9 protein-coding genes are annotated in these 15654 nt (G+C 68.1%); 5 read left to right on the forward strand and 4 right to left on the reverse strand.

What is annotated here, in order from left to right; translation table 11 throughout:
- The first annotated feature begins 1 nt into the window (after nt 1).
- From FVP77_RS12090 to FVP77_RS12100, 3 genes are all read left to right on the forward strand, one after another.
- Entirely contained in the window at nt 2-967 is a 966-nt protein-coding gene (locus tag FVP77_RS12090) for an alpha-ketoacid dehydrogenase subunit beta (protein WP_147895653.1), read from the forward strand.
- 19 nt (nt 968-986) lie between these two features.
- Nucleotides 987-2357 (forward strand): dihydrolipoamide acetyltransferase family protein, encoded by a 1371-nt coding sequence (locus tag FVP77_RS12095; protein ID WP_147894847.1) that lies wholly within the window; start codon nt 987-989, stop codon nt 2355-2357.
- Nucleotides 2358-2488: 131 nt separating this feature from the next.
- Nucleotides 2489-2761 carry a hypothetical protein gene (locus FVP77_RS12100; RefSeq protein ID WP_147894848.1) on the forward strand — a complete coding sequence of 91 codons (273 nt, stop codon included), beginning with the start codon at nt 2489-2491 and terminating at the stop codon, nt 2759-2761.
- A gap of 194 nt (nt 2762-2955) precedes the next feature.
- On the opposite strand, the gene FVP77_RS12105 is transcribed toward FVP77_RS12100, so the two are convergent.
- The 4 genes from FVP77_RS12105 to FVP77_RS12120 are packed head-to-tail and all read right to left on the reverse strand — an operon-like array spanning nt 2956 to nt 8067.
- The gene (locus tag FVP77_RS12105) at nt 2956-4890 is read right to left on the reverse strand and encodes a glycoside hydrolase family 127 protein (protein ID WP_147894849.1); all 1935 of its coding nucleotides are present in this window, start codon (nt 4888-4890) and stop codon (nt 2956-2958) included.
- The gene (locus FVP77_RS12110) at nt 4887-5780 is read right to left on the reverse strand and encodes a carbohydrate ABC transporter permease (RefSeq protein ID WP_425463140.1); all 894 of its coding nucleotides are present in this window, start codon (nt 5778-5780) and stop codon (nt 4887-4889) included. Before FVP77_RS12110 ends, FVP77_RS12105 begins: the two co-directional genes overlap by 4 nt.
- A 7-nt stretch (nt 5781-5787) precedes the next feature.
- Complete coding sequence (locus FVP77_RS12115) at nt 5788-6708, reverse strand: carbohydrate ABC transporter permease (protein WP_147894851.1); 921 nt, start codon at nt 6706-6708, stop codon at nt 5788-5790.
- A gap of 60 nt (nt 6709-6768) precedes the next feature.
- Nucleotides 6769-8067, reverse strand: a complete 1299-nt coding sequence (locus FVP77_RS12120; RefSeq protein ID WP_147894852.1) for an ABC transporter substrate-binding protein — start codon at nt 8065-8067, stop codon at nt 6769-6771.
- 177 nt (nt 8068-8244) lie between these two features.
- On the opposite strand from FVP77_RS12120, the gene FVP77_RS12125 reads away from it, so the two are divergent.
- Both FVP77_RS12125 and FVP77_RS12130 read left to right on the forward strand, forming a co-directional pair.
- Nucleotides 8245-9270: a LacI family DNA-binding transcriptional regulator gene (locus FVP77_RS12125; protein ID WP_147894853.1), complete on the forward strand. Its 1026-nt coding sequence runs from the start codon at nt 8245-8247 to the stop codon at nt 9268-9270.
- A 177-nt stretch (nt 9271-9447) separates the two neighbouring features.
- A complete protein-coding gene (locus FVP77_RS12130; RefSeq protein WP_147894854.1) occupies nt 9448-15576 on the forward strand; it encodes an OmpL47-type beta-barrel domain-containing protein in 6129 nt (2042 codons plus the stop codon).
- The last annotated feature ends 78 nt before the right edge of the window (nt 15577-15654 follow it).

The following is a 15654-nucleotide window of genomic DNA, read 5'->3' on the forward strand; positions in this document are numbered from 1 at the left end:
GATGTCGTTGGGCAAGGCGCTGAACGCGGGCCTGCGACGCGCGATGGAGCAGAGCGACCGCGTGCTGCTCATGGGCGAGGACATCGGGCCCCTAGGCGGCGTCTTCCGCGTCACCGAGGGGCTGCAGGCCGACTTCGGTCCTCGCCGGGTCATCGACACGCCGCTGGCGGAATCGGGCATCATCGGGACGGCGATCGGGCTCGCGATGGGCGGGTTCCGGCCGGTCTGCGAGATCCAGTTCGACGGCTTCGTCTATCCGGGGTTCGACCAGATCACCAGCCAGCTGGCGAAGCTCACCTACCGGCACGAGGGCGCCCTGCAGATGCCGGTCGTCATCCGCATCCCGTACGGCGGGCACATCGGCGCGATCGAGCACCACCAGGAGAGCCCCGAAGCCTACTTCGCGCACACGCCGGGGCTTCGCGTGGTGAGCCCGTCGACCCCGAACGACGCGTACTGGATGATCCAGGAGGCGATCGCCTCGCCCGACCCGGTCATCTTCTTCGAGCCGAAGAGCCGCTACTGGCCCAAGGGCGAGGTCGACCTCGACGCCTCGGCGGTGCCGCTGCACGCCAGCCGCATCGTTCGCCGCGGCACCGACGTCACCCTCGTCGGGCACGGCGCGATGGTGTCGACCCTCATCCAGGCCGCCGCGCTCGCCGAGAGCGAGGGCACGAGCTGCGAGGTCATCGACCTGCGTTCGCTGTCGCCGGTCGACTACGGTCCCATCCTCGAGTCGGTCGGCCGCACCGGCCGCATGGTCTACGCGCAGGAGGCCCCGGGCTTCGTCAGCGTCGGCAGCGAGATCGCCGCCACCGTCGCCGAGCGGGCGTTCTACTCGCTCGAGGCGCCGGTGCTGCGCGTGTCGGGCTTCGACACACCGTTCCCCGCGGCGAACCTGGAGGGCAAGTACCTCCCCGACGCCGACCGCATCCTCGAGGCCGTCGACCGCACGATGGCGTACTGAGCACCCCGAAGGACCGATCATGAGCACGCAGAAGTTCCTCCTCCCCGATGTCGGCGAGGGTCTGACCGAAGCCGAGATCGTCTCCTGGCGCGTGGCCCCCGGCGACACCGTCGAGGTCGACGACGTGCTCGTCGAGATCGAGACGGCCAAGTCGCTCGTCGAGCTGCCGTCGCCGTTCTCGGGCACGGTCGGCGAGTTGCTCGCCGGCGAGGGCGACACCGTCGAGGTCGGCAGCGCGATCATCACGATCGCCGACGGTGCCGCTTCGGCCCCGGCCGCGACGGCCGCACCCGCGACGGTGCCCGAGCCCGAGGCGCCGGGTGGGGCGGTGCTCGTCGGCTACGGCAGCGCCGGCCATGTCGCCTCGCGACGGCGCCCCGTCAAGGCCGAGGCGCGCCCTGCCGGCACGTCGGCGGGCGTCGTCGCGAAACCCCCGATCCGCAAGCTCGCCCGCGACCTCGGCGTCGATCTCGCCTCCGTCACGCCCAGTGGTGCATCGGGGGAGGTGACCCGCGACGACGTCGTGAAGCACGCGTCGCAGGCGAGTGTCTTCCGCAACATCGAGACCCCCGCCTGGGGAGAGGTGCGCGAGGAGACGATCCCCGTCGCCGCCGAGGAATCAGATGCGGCGCGCCCCGCAGCATCCGCCCCTCCCGTCGAGCGCGCCCAGCCCACCGAGAGCAGCGACGGCCGCGAGGAGTCGATCCCGGTGCGTGGCGTGCGCAAGGCCGTGGCCTCGGGCATGGTGCGCACCGCCTACTCGGCGCCCCACGTCACGGTGTGGACCGACGTCGACGCCTCGCGCACGATGGAGCTCGTCAAGCGGCTCAAGTCATCGCCCGACTTCGCCGACGTCAAGGTCTCGCCACTGCTGATCATGGCGCGCGCGGTCATCTGGGCCGCGCGCCGCACCCCGATGGTGAACGCCGCCTGGGTCGACGGCGACGACGGCGCGCAGATCCGTCTGCACCACTACGTGAACCTGGGTATCGCTGCCGCCACACCGCGCGGGCTCCTCGTGCCGAACATCAAGGACGCGCAGGACATGAGCATGCGCGAGCTCGCCCGGGCCCTGCAGAACCTCACGACCACCGCGCGCGAGGGCAAGTCGACGCCCGCCGACCAGAAGGGCGGCACGATCACCATCACGAACATCGGCGTCTTCGGCATGGATGCGGGCACCCCGATCCTCAACGGCGGCGAGGCCGGCATCATCGCGCTCGGCACGATCCGCCAGAAGCCGTGGGTCGTCGACGGCGAAGTGCGCCCCCGCTGGGTCACCACCGTCGCCGGTTCTTTCGATCACCGCGTCGTCGACGGCGACGGCATGAGCCGCTTCGTCGCCGACGTGGCGTCGATCCTCGAGGAGCCCGCGCTGCTGTTGGACTGATATGAGACAGCACTGAAAGTGAGCAACCCGCCAATCGAAGTTGATCCAGCGTCACGCACCTGATCCACAGCTACCGAAGTGATCCAATCATTTAGAGGGTTTGCCCGTGACGTTCGCTGAGAAGGCCTGAGATGGCACGCCAGAGCCGTCCCTCGCCCGCCGAGCTCGCCCCGGGGTGGCCGGATCATCCGTCCCCGGATCTTGCCGCCGAAGCCGCGCGCCAGTTCGTCGTCCGGCTCAAAAGCGCGATGGGTACTCAAAGCGTCCGCTCAGTGGCGGCGCTCGCTGAGCTCGATGAGAAAACCGTGCGCGAAGTTGTTGCCGGCGCCTCATTTCCGGATCTTCGTACCGTCGCGCGTCTGGAGAGCGCACTCGGCACCCCGCTGCATGTGTCAGATATCTGAGGCGATTGCACCGCCAAAGTCGGGGCCAGGACCGCTTCGAGCTCAGACCTCTCGACGCGATCGCGCTGACCCCCGAACCAACCGATGGCCCGCGATAGGCGCGAGCCTCGCGGGCCGATCCCGAGCGCCGGGCCGCGGGCGGGCGAGGCCGACGCGCTGATCCGGTGCCCCTCCAGGATCAGCGCGTCGGAGTCTCAGACGACGGGTAGCCAGACCCGCATGGTGGAGGGGCCGCGGTTCCCCCACTCGTGGTAGGGCACCAGCGCGACGTCGGTTGCGGATGTTGCGACGCACTCCGCGCGGCCGTATGGCCACGCGCGCGGCTCGTCGGAGCGCCCACCCGCTTTCACCCAGATGCGGCCGTCCTTCTCATACGGCGCGGTATCGAGGTCGATGACGATGTCGTCGACGTGACCGTGGTCGGGCAGGTCGCTGGATTCCAGGGCGAACACCTCTGGTCCGCGCTCCACGACGACACACCCCCGTACCGCGTCGAGCCTGCCGTCGGGGTGGCTGACCCGCGGGCGGAGCGGGAGGTCGAGCTCGACAACGTCTCCGGCACGGAACGAGCGGCGCTCGGTCACGTACCCGACAGGCACCGCGCGCGCCTCGGCGGGGCCATCGGTGGGCTGAACGCGCAGAACCGCGCCGTCGGCCCATTCGGGGATGCGCAGCGAGAGGGTCCACGGCTCGGGTTCGGTCTCGCGAACGACGACGCGGACGAGCCCTTCCATGGGGAAGGCGGTCTCCACGTCGACGGATACTCGGCGTCCGTCGGACAGCAGAGTGCGGATCTCGGCGGGCGCGTACTGGTGCACCTGCATGCCGTCGTCGTCTGCGGTGGCGATGTAGGCGTCGAGACTCGCCAGCGTGCGCGCGACGTTCGGGGGACAGCACGAGACCTCGAACCAGGGTGCGCGCAACGAAGACGACGCCCGCACGGAAGTCTTGTTGGGGTCGGCCGGCGTGCCTGGCACGCGCTGGTGCAGGGTGTTCGCGTAGAAGAACGCCCTGCCGTCGGCGCTGGGGGATGTGGCGAGCACGTTGAAGAGCGTGCGCTCGATCAAGTCGGCGTAGCGTGCGTCGCCGTCGGCGAGGAGGAGCCGCCACGAGAACATGACCGATCCGATGCCCGCGCAGGTCTCGGAGTATGCGCGGTCCGGCGGGAGCTCCCAGTCCTCGCCGAAGGCTTCGTCCTGGTGGTGCGACCCCTGTCCGCCCGTGACGTAGGTGCGCCGAGCGCGCGTTCGACTCCACTGCGAACGTAGGGCGTCGAGCAGCGCGCCGTCGGCGTTCTCGACGGCGACGTCAACTGCGCCCGCTGCCAGGTAGTTCGCGCGTACGGCGTGGCCGCGCAGCGACGCCGCTCCTCGCAACGGCTGGTCGTCCTGGTAGTACGACCGCCCCCACTCGATGTCGCTGAGGGTCCCGTGCCCGCGCCGGTCGACGAACAACGACGACTGCGCGATGTAGCGGGGCTCGTCGACGCTGCGCCCGAGTTCCGCGAGACCGACTTCGACCTCGGGGTGGCCGCACACCGCCTCGATGCCTCCGACGCCGAACACGTCGCAGACGAGGTCGGCAGCGCGTCGCGCGACGCCGATGAGTCCGTCGTCCGCTAGCGGCCGGGTCCGGTGGCGCGCCACGGCCGCTTGGAAGAGGTGGCCGAGGTTGTAGAGCTCGTGGCCCCACTCCAGGTCCGACCACCGTGCTCCCTGGCCGTCACGGCCGAAGTTGGTGTTGAGGTAGCCGTCGGCCTCCTGCGCCGCGGTGACCCGGGCGACGACCGATCGGAACGTCTCCTCCAACTCGACGTCGTCGGATCGCCCGATCTCCCACGCGAGAGCCTCGAGGTACTTATAGATCTCGGAGTCGGCGAACTCCCGTCCGCGCCGGCCGGCGGGCAGGGTGCCCGCGGCGGCGAGGTCGAAGTTGGGCAGCCATCCCTCCGACTCGAGTCGATCGCCGATGTGGCTGAGCGTGTGGGTGGCGTTGACGCGTTGCCGGTCGCCCCAGAATCCTCCCGTGATGCGCACCTCGCCGAGGCCGAGGGGGCGAAGAGTGCCCGCGGTTGGCGAGACGGGAGAGACCGGCGCGGTGCAGGGCGGTGTGGTGATGGTCATGGTCATCCTTTGAATGCGCCGGACATGAAGCCGCGGACATAGTGACGCTGAAGAATCAGGAAGAGCACGATGCAGGGCAGCGCCAGCACGACGACGCCCGCTTCGGTGGCTCCGTAGTCCACGACTCCCATCACCTGACCTCGGAGGTTGGCGACCGCGAGTGGCAGGGTCATGCGGTTGGTGTCGTTGATCAGAATGAGCGGGGCGATGAAGTCGTTCCACGCCGTGAGGAAGGCGAACAGCCCCACCGTGATGAGTCCCGGCTTCACCGCGGGCAGGAGCACCCGCCACAGCGCCGAGAAGCTATTGCATCCGTCGACGAGCGCGGCCTCGTCCATCTCGCGGGGGATCGACTCGAACGAGATCCTCATCATGAACATCGAGAACGGCAGCTGGAACATCGTGAGCACTAGGGCCACTCCCACGAGGGAGTTCTGCAGACCGATGGCGTTGAGAATCACGTAGAGCGGGATCAGCAGGGTCGCGTAGGGGACCATGAGGATCGCCAGTACGAGGAGGAACAGCAGGTTCTTCCCGACGAACTGGAACCGTGCGAACGCGTAGCCGCCGAGGAACGACGTGAGGAGGGTCAGGACCACGGTGAGGATCGAGACGAACAGGGAGTTCCCGAGGTACACCCAGATGCCCGCCTGGAAGTTCGCGAGGGATGCGTAGTTCCCGAACCCCCACCCGTCGGTCTGGCTCGTTCCGGGCTGTGGGCTGAAGGAGGCGATCCCGGTCCACACGAGCGGGTAGAGGAAGATGATCGCTAGGGCGCCGGAGAAGACGACCGACGGGATGCCGTAGAGAAGACGTCCGCGCTGACGACGAGTCTGCGGCCGTCTGGCGTGCAGCTTCGGGGCGACGATGGTGCGGGTCGAAGGGGAATCTGTCATGACCATCTCAGGCCTCCTCTGGGCGACGGAACGCGCGCAGTTGCACGGCGTTGATGACGACGAGTGCGGCGAGCACGATCACCGATAGGGCGGCGGCGACGCCGAGGCTGTTCTGTCCCTGGAAGGCGATGTTGTAAATGAGCTGGACGATGGTCATGGTGCTGTTGTCCGGGCCGCCCTTGGTGAGGATGTAGAACTGGTCGAACGCAAGGAGTGATCCGGTGACGCACATCACGGTGGTGAGGGCGAAGGTGGGGCGCAGCAGCGGCACGGTGATGTACCGGAACGTCTGCCAGCGCGAGGCCCCGTCGATCCGGGCCGCCTCGAAGACGTCGTCCGGGATGCCCTGCAGACCCACCAGCATCAGCAGCATGTAGAAGCCGGCGTAACGCCACACGACGAGGAACACCGTCGACCAGAGGGCACCCTCGGGGGTTCCGAGGAAGGTGATCCCCCACGAGGACATCAGGTCGGCGAACGGTCCCGCGAACGGCGAGTAAAGCACGTAGAACAGCAGCGATGCAGAGGCGAGGCCCAGCGCGCTCGGGAGAAGGAAGGCCGTGCGCAGGAACCCCTTCCATGCGCTGGACTCCTGCACCAGCAGTGCGAGGCCGAGGCCGAGGCCGAGGAGGAGAACGGTCGTGATCGCCGTGTAAAGGAGCGTGAAGCGAATCGACTCGCCGAACAGCCGGTTGTCGACGGCGTCGCCGAAGTTGGTGGGGAAGTTCAGCCCCATGTTCCCGCGCAGCAGCGGCCACTCCGATGCGGACATCTGCAGGACCAGGAGCAGCGGGATGAGGAAGAGGGCGACCACGAACAGAGCGGTGGGCGCCGCGTAGAGCCAGCCCTGAACAGGGCCGCCGAGAGCAGTGCGCCCGTGCGTCGCGCGAGGGCGAGCCGGGCGTCGGAGAAGTGGAGTAATGGCCACATCGATCCTTACGAGGAAGGACGGCGGGGTGCGCGATGTGTGCACCCCGCCGTCGTCGAACTACTGGTTGAGGATCGCGGTGATCTCGTCGTTGTCCGCTTCGATGGACGAACCGTCGCCCATCACGGCGTTACGGACCAACGTGAGCCAGGGGCTACCGGGCGCGTTAAAGGCCTGCTGGAAGTTGGCCGACACGGGGGTGTCGCCCTGCGAAGCGACCTCGTTGATCGTGACGAGGCGCGGGTCGGCGGCGGAGTACTCGTTGTCCGCCAGATCCGAGCGCGAAACGGCGTTGCCGTCCTTCGCGAGAACCTCGACCTGAGCGTCCTCCGACATCAGCCACGACAGGAAGTTCCACGCCTGCGCGGCCTGCTTGGAGTCCTTCGACAGGCCGATGCCGTCGCCGCCGACGAACGTCGAGACGCCGTCGTCGACACCCGGGATGCCTGCGACGCCCGCGTCGAAATCGAGGCTCGACAGCAGCGTGGCGGGGTACGGCATGATCCCGACGTTGCCCTCCTGGAACTCGGCGACCCACGTCGCACCCGTCTCCTCGGCCGAGCCGGGCGCGATGGCGCCGGAGTCGTAGAGGTCCTTCCAGGTGGCGTAGACCTCCTGTGCGGTGTCGCTCGCGAGCAGCGACTCGGTGCCCTCGGCGCCGAGGACGTCCTCGCCGGAAGCCCAGATGGTCGGGAACCAGGTAAACAGCAGGCAGCCGCCGCAGTTGAGGCCGGTCGAGGTGCCGGAGACGCCGTCCTTGCCGAGCGCCTGCACAGCCTTGGCCGCGTCGGCGAACTCGCCGAGGGTCGACGGCGCGACCTCCGGGTCGAGACCGGCTTCGGTGAAGAGATCTTTATTCCACATCAGCATCGAGAGGTCGAGGACGAAGGGCAGTACATACTCCGCGCCGTCGTATGTGCCCGCGGTGAGGTGGCCCTGGTTGATCGAGTCCTTGTAGTCGAGGCCGTCGATCTGCTCGGTGATGTCCTGGAACAGGCCCTGCTCGGTCCAGTTCGGAACGTAAACGATGTCGGCGGCGAACAGGTCGGGGAGCCCGTCCGATCCGGCTGCCGCGCCGACCTTCGCGACATAGTCGTCGTTCGGAACGACCGTGAGCTCGACCTGGTTCTCGTGCGAGTCGTTGTAGGCCTCGACGAGGAGCTTCGCCTGGCGCTCGAGCGGTGCTCGCGTCCAGAGGGTCAGCGTTGAGCCGTCGTCGACTCCCTCCGCCGGGATGTCCGTGACGGGGGCCGCGGTGTCGCCGCCTCCGGCACACGCGGTCAGGCCGCCGACGAGGGCGCCGGTGGCGAGGACTGCCGCCATCATTCGTAACGCGGAACGGCGTCGGATGTGAGTCATCTGCTTTTCTCCTCTTGCTCATCGTTGAGTGGATGCTTCGGCAAGGCCGCAGTAATAGCACCGCTGTTCGGGTCGGGCATTCTCGAAATTACCGAAATCCCTTTCGGGACGGTACCGTGTGACAAGGACGCGGTCAAGATGCCAGTTCGGTAACGTTTGAGTAACGCGGGAGATTGCATGCCATCCTCAGCTGGAGCAGGCCGGGCGGCGACGCTGAGCGATGTCGCGCGTCGCGCGAGCGTCTCGATCGCGACCGCATCGAAGGCGCTGAACGGTCGTGGAGACGTCGCCCCCTCCACGCGCCAACGCGTCCTGGACGCGGCTGAAGAACTCACCTTCACGCCCAACGCCATGGCTCGGGGGCTGCTCGCGGGGCGCACGGGCACGGTGGGTCTGCTCACCGGCGATCTCGAGGGCCGGTTCATGATCCCGATCCTCATGGGGGCGGAAGACGCCTTCGGCGCCGGCCAGATTGACGTCTTCCTGTGCGACGCACGCGGCGACGCGATCCGCGAGCAGCACCATCTGCGGGCGCTGCTGAGCCGCCGCGTCGACGGGATCATCGTGGTGGGTCGACAGACGGATCCCCGACCCTCGCTCGGGCAGGATCTACCCGTCCCGGTCGTCTACGCCTACTCGCCGTCGGAGGATCCCCGCGATCTCTCGCTGACACCGGACAACTACGCGGGTGGGCGGCTCGCGATCGAGCACCTGATCGCGTGCGGACGCACGCGCATCGCCCACATCTCGGGCGATCCTTCGTACGCGGCGGCGCAGGACCGCCTGGCCGGAGCGCGCTCGGCGATCGCCGCCGCCGGCCTCGAGTTCGCGGCCGAACCCATGTTCGCGGCTTGGTCGGAACACTGGGGGCGTGATGCGGCCGCGCTGCTGCTCGAGCGACACCCCGAGGTGGACGCGATCTTCTGCGGCTCCGACCAGATTGCGCGCGGTGTGCTCGACAGCGCGCGCGATGCCGGACGCCGCGTACCCGAGGATCTGGCCGTCATTGGGTACGACAACTGGGAGCTTCTCGCCGCGAACGCCCGCCCCCAGCTCACCAGCATCGACGCGAATCTGCAGCAGCTCGGACGCCAGGCGGCGCAACGCGTCTTCGACGCCATCGACGGGATCGACACCGGCGCCGGAAAGCACCATCTCCCGGTCAAGCTGGTCATCCGCGGCTCCACCATTGCTCACAGGTAACGGGGTTTCTGTGCGGTTTTCGTGATTTTACGAAAACACCGAAACCCATTGCGGCTAGATTTGCCCCTGATCTAACGTTCCACTCGTATGTCATCGCTCACCGCTGTGCGATGGCCGAGAGGAACAGACAAAGTGGACTGGAATCCGTCAAGGCACAAGCGCGCCGCGCGATGCACGATGACGACGCTCGCGGCAGCAGCCGTGCTGGGCTCGACCCTGATCGCGCCGGCCGCCTTCGCCGCGAACTCCGACATCGGCTACCCGACCTTCACTGGCAGCGACACGCCGATCCCCGTTCGCGCTGTCGGTTACACCCCCGGCAACCAGCTCGGAGCGATCTTCGCTGCCGACGTCGCCGCTGGTGCCGGCGCCAGCACGGCGAAGGATTTCTGGTTCGACGAGATGCTCGCGCGCACGGGTACTGAGGGCAGCTTCGGCGACGACAACCAGTGGTTGTTCACGCGTGGCCGCGCCGCGTTCATGAAGGAGCACACCCCTGGCACCCTTGGTTTTGCCGGCCAGCTCGCCTACTGGGAGGCCATCGACGGTCGTTCCGCGTACACCGTCACCGCTCGGATCGGCGGCGCCGATGTCGCTCTCACCGAAGACACCGCGCAGCGCAGGCAGACCCCGAGCTATTGGCGGAGCGTGCACCGCAACGCCGGCGCGGGCCTGGAGATCACCCAGACGAAGTTCATCACCGACGCCAACGTCCTCGTCACGCAGTTCGACTTGCGCTCGACTGCCGGAGCGCAGAACGTCGAGCTCCGCGCCGCCTCGCCTTACACCGGAACCGTCGAGGGCGACGAGCTGACCGGTCACGTTACCGCCCTGAACGACCTGACCGTGATCCACCCCCGACTCTCGGGCGACGGCTTCGCGCCCGCCGACGGCGGCGTGATCTCCGCCACGGTGGCGGTGCCCGCAGGCGGTACGACCACCACGAAGGTGCAGCTCGGCCTGGTCACCGACGAGATCGCCGAGTCGCGCCTGGAGTACGACACGATCAAGGCCGAGTCGGCAGGATCCGCGTACTCCACCCACGTCACCGCCTACAACCAATGGTGGGCAGACAACGTGCCCTTCCTCGACACCCCGGAAGACAGCATCGACAAGACGCTGTACTACCGCTGGTGGCTGATGCGCTACAACTTCCTCGACGCCGACATACCGGGCAACACCTATCAGTTCCCCACCGCGATGGAGGGCGTGCTCGGCTACAACAACTCGATCGTGCTCACCACGGGAATGTTCATCGACGACCTGAAGTACTTCCGCGACCCGATCTACTCGTACGGCCCGTGGGTGTCGGCGGGAGAGACGAGCAAGAGCTACAAGTTCGTTGACAACCCGGGTGACCCGGCGAACTGGTCGAACAGCTACACCCAGTACATCTCCGAGGCGGCGTGGCGCTCGTATCAGTTGCACGGCGGTCCCACCTCGATCGCGGAGAACCTGGCCGAGTACGCCGAGTACGACGTCGAGGGGCTCATCGATGCCTACGACTTCAACGACAACGGGCTCATCGAGTACAACTGGGGCGCCATGACGGGCAACGACGCCGACGCGGTGTCGTTCCACTGGAAGCCCGGCAACATGGACCGCACCGAGAACGCCTACCTCTACTCCAACTCCCTCGCGGCCGCCGAGGCCTACCGCCTCGCCGGCAACACCGTGAAGGCCGATGAGATGGACGCCTTCGCCCAGCGGATCAAGACGCAGGTCATGGACCTCCTGTGGAACCCGGAGACGAAGCTGCTCGAGCACCTCCACGAGAGCGGCGAGCACGTTCCGTGGAAGGAGACCAATAACTACTACCCCTTCTCGGTCGGACTCGTTCCGAAGCCCGGTGACGCCGACTACGACGACGATTACGTCGAGGCGCTGCGTCTGTTCGCCGACGACAAGGAGTACCCGATCTTCCCGTTCTACACCGCGAACCAGGCCGACCAGGCCGAGTACGGCGGGCCGGGGAGCAACAACTTCTCCGTCATCAATTCCACGGTGACCTTCAGGATGCTGTCGAAGGTGCTCCGTGACTACCCCACCGACGCGATCGACGAGGAGTGGTACAAGAAGCTCCTCTACTGGAATGCCTGGGCGCACTACCAGAACGACGGAGACAACCGCCTTCCCGACCAGAACGAGTTCTGGTCGAACGGTTCGGCGGATCCCGCATCCATCGACTACCGGTCGTGGATCCACCACACGATCCTCGGCGCGACCAACTTCACGATGATCGAGGACGCGATGGGCCTCCGCCCCCGCAGCGACGCCAAGGTCGAGCTCGACCCGATCGCGATCGGCTGGGACCACTTCACCGCGAACAACATCCGCTACCGCGACCGCGACCTCACCGTGACGTGGGACCAGCCCGGTGGCGAGCGTCACTACGGCTCCGACGTTCCCGAGGGGTACTCCGTCTTCCTCGACGGTGAGCTCGCCTTCACCGTCGATGACCTGGCGCACGTGCTCTACGACCCTGCCACCGGCGAGGTCGAGGTGCTCGAAGGCGACGCAGAGGTGACCGCCGCCACCGCGTCTTCCCTGCAGGCACCGGCCGACGTGCGCTTCACCGGCGGCGCTCGGGTCATCGACCTCTTCGCGAAGGCGGGCGCGGACGTGGCCACTTCCAGCGAGGGCACGCAGAACCTCGCTGCGACCGCGACCGCTTCGTACTCGGCGGCCGGACGCGCTCCCGCGGGGGCAGTCAACGGCACGACGATCAACGAGCCCTTCTGGGGCACGGCGGGATCCCCGAACTCCGAGGACACCCTCACCGTGGAGCTCGACGGTACGCAGACGTTCGACGACGTGCGCGTGTACTTCTACGACAGCTCGTCCACGGCGACGGTAAGCGGATACCAGGAGCCCTCGCTGTACACCGTCGAGGTGCGCCGAGACGGCCAGTGGATGACCATCCCGTCGCAGGCACGCACTCCCGCCTACCCGAGAGCGAACTACAACCACGTGCAGTTTCCCGAGGTCACCGGCGACGCCGTGCGCCTGACGGTGATGCACTCGGCTGAGGCCAAGACCGGCGTGAAAGAGGTGCAGGTCTTCAGCACCGGAGTCGACGCTCCCGCCTCCACCAACCAAGCTCCGTTCGTGTCCGCGTGGCGTGACTCCGATGCGGGAACGGCGGGCGAGGCGGTGCTGTTCGGCACGACGAAGGACGACGGGCTGCCTGCGGGCAACCTCACGTCGTCGTGGTCGGTCGTCAGCGCGCCGGAGGGTGCGACGGTGCTCTTTGAAGACCCGGCTGCCGCCTCCACGACGGCGCGGTTGTCCGGCGAGGGCGAGTACGTGCTGCGTCTGACCGCAACCGACGGCGAGGCTACCAGCACCGCCGACGTGACGGTGCAGGGCGAAGCGCCCTCCACCGGCATGAACGTCGCCCCGATAGCAACCCCCACCGCCGACTTCACGTCGGGGTGGACCAACATCAACGCCGTCAACGACGGGAAGATCGTGCACTCCGGCGGTGCCAACACTGATTTCTGGGGCACCTGGTCGGGTAGCCGGCCCGCGCAGCGCTGGCTGCAGTACGACTGGGATGAGCCCGTGCGCATCTCCGGTGCGGAGATCAGCTTTTGGCGCGACCAGAACGACGTCGCCGCGAACGACGGCGTCAACGTCCCCCAGTCGTGGAAGGCGCAGTACTGGGACGGCGCGGCCTGGGTCGACGTTCCCGGAGCGGATGCCTACGGCATAGCGCGCGACGAACCGAACGCCGTGAGCTTCGACGCGGTCACTACGACGCGTCTGCGCGTCGTGCTCAACGCGGCCGGCTCGGGATCGACGTACGCCGGTGTCGGGGTCAGCGAGCTCAAGGTGTTCGCCGACGCACCCGTCGCCATCGAGCCGATCGATGTGCGCACGAGCATCGGTGCGATGCCCGCGCTCCCCGGTACGGTCGACGCAACCTTCTCCGACGGCAGCCACGCCGACATGGCCGTCTCGTGGGCGCCGGTATCCGAGTCGCAGGTTGCCGGTGAAGGAAGTTTCGCCGTGCCGGGCATCGTCTCGGGATCGCCGGTCGCCGCCCGCGCCACCGTATGGGTCCGTGCCACGGCACCGGGGCAGATCAACGTCGTCGACCCGGTCGAGGTGCGCACCACGGCCGGAAACGCGCCGGACCTGCCCGCTCGGGTGGGGGTGCTCTACAACGACGGATCACGCGAAGACCTCCCGGTCGAGTGGGATGCAATCGACGAAGCAGCGTACGCGGAGGACGGCGAGTTCGTCGTCGCCGGTGAGGTGCAGAGCACTCTTTCGGGTACGAAGGCGGCGACCGCGACGGTCAGCGTCGGCGGCGGATCGGGGGCCGACACGCAGGCGCCGACGGTGACCTCGGCGATTTCTCCGGCCGTCCCCGCTTCGGGGTGGCACACGGGTGTCGTATCGGTGACGGTGACCGCGAGCGACAACTTCGACACCGAACCCGTTGTCGAGACGAGCGTCGACGGTGGCCCCTGGACCGCATACGCCGGGCCCGTCGCGGTGACGCAGGACGGCAGCCACGTGGTCCGTGCCCGGGCGACGGACGACGCCGACAACGTGTCGACGTTCGCTCAGTCGGAGTTCCGCATCGACTCGATGGCGCCCGAGGCTGTCGTCGTCGCCGACGCGGTGGCTCGGACGCTGAAGGCGACCGCGACGGATGCCGGCTCCGGTCTCGCATCCATCGAGTACCGCCTCGGCGGCACGGGCGAGTGGGCCGCACTGACCGGCGCCGTGCAGCTCAGCCTCGAGGAGACGATTGTCGAAGTTCGGGCGACCGACCGCGCCGGCAACGTCTCGGCGACGGTGCAGAGCACCGTTCCCGCCAGCGACGGCAACCACCGTCGCAACATCGCGCTGCTGGCGACGCCCTCGGCGTCGGCGACTGCCGGATGGAACCGCGTGACCGGCCTCAACGACGACGTGCAGCCCACGTCGTCGGGCGATGTGACCCCGAACGACAACGAGAACGTGTGGGCCGCGTGGCCGGAGATCGGTGACCAGTGGGTGCAGTACGACTGGGCGGAGCCGGTCACGATCGGCGAGCTCGGAGCGTACTTTATCTCCAACATCGACGAGCAGGGGGTGGGCATCGACACGCCCGCCGACTGGTCCGCCGAGTACTGGAACGAAGAGACCGGCGCCTGGGCCCCCGTCGTACCCGACGGAGAGTACGGCACCGAGGTCGACACATACAACGTGGTGACGTTCGCGAAGGTCACGACTACGAAGCTGCGCCTATTGCTGGATCCGGTCGGAACCGAGTCGGGCAGTGGCAGCATCGGTATCAAGGAGTGGCAGGTCCGCGAGGCACCAGCCGTCGAGATTCCCGACACCGAGGCACCGCTCGTCACCCCGACGGTGAGCCCCGCCGCCCCGAGCAGCGGCTGGCACACCTCGACTGTGAGCGTCTCGGGGACCGCGATCGACAATCGGGACGACGCCCCGCAGCTCGAGGCTCGCGTCGGTGACGGCGCATGGGCCGCCTTCACCGGGCCGGTGTCGGTGTCGAGCGACGGCACGACTGTCGTGGCCTTCCGTTCGACGGATGCTGCGGGCAATGTCTCCACCGTCGCCGAGGTCACGGTCAAGCGCGACGCAGCGGCTCCGAACGCCGCGGTCTCGTTCGACGCGGACCGCCGCGCGGTGTCGGCGACCGGGTCGGACGCGCACTCCGGTGTCGCCCTGATCGAGTTGCAGCTCGGCGACGGCGTGTGGACTTCGGTCACCGCGGACGTCGTGGTTGGAGACGCAGCCAGCGTCGCCCGAGTGCGGGTGACCGATGTCGCGGGTAACGTCTCGACAGTCGCCGAGACCGCCATCCCGGCGAAGTCGACCGGCACCAATCCGGGCACCGGCCCGGGCACCGCCCCGGAGCCTTCCGGTGGCCTCACCGGCAACGAGGTCGTGCGCATCGGTGTCAGCCAGGTCGCCCCCGGTGGCCAGCTGCCTGTGTCGGTCACGGGCGCCGCGCCCGGAACCGTCTTCGCGGTCGAGTTCCGGTCGGCACCCGCGCTCATCGGGTCGCTCGCCGTCGGCAGTGACGGCACGGCGAGCGGGGTGTTCACGGTCCCGTTGTTCGCGGAGGCCGGATCGCACATCGTGGCGCTGGTCTCGGCGGACGGCGAGGTCACGGCTCAGGTGACGGTCGTCACCCCCGGTGCCTCGGCACCGGCGGGCGCGCCGCTGGCCGCGACCGGTATGCCGGAGAGCGCGCAGTCGACTGCCTGGGTCGGCGCGAGCCTGCTCGCGGCAGGCTTGACGCTCGCACTGATCGTGTGGCGTCGACGCCGCACGGCCTGATCCCCCCTGGCCCGGGGCGCCGTCAGGCGCCCCGGCCCCCTCAGCTGAACCAGGTCGAAGGAGACCGCCATGCCGATA

Source organism: Microbacterium hatanonis (assembly GCF_008017415.1).
Lineage (GTDB): Bacteria > Actinomycetota > Actinomycetes > Actinomycetales > Microbacteriaceae > Microbacterium > Microbacterium hatanonis.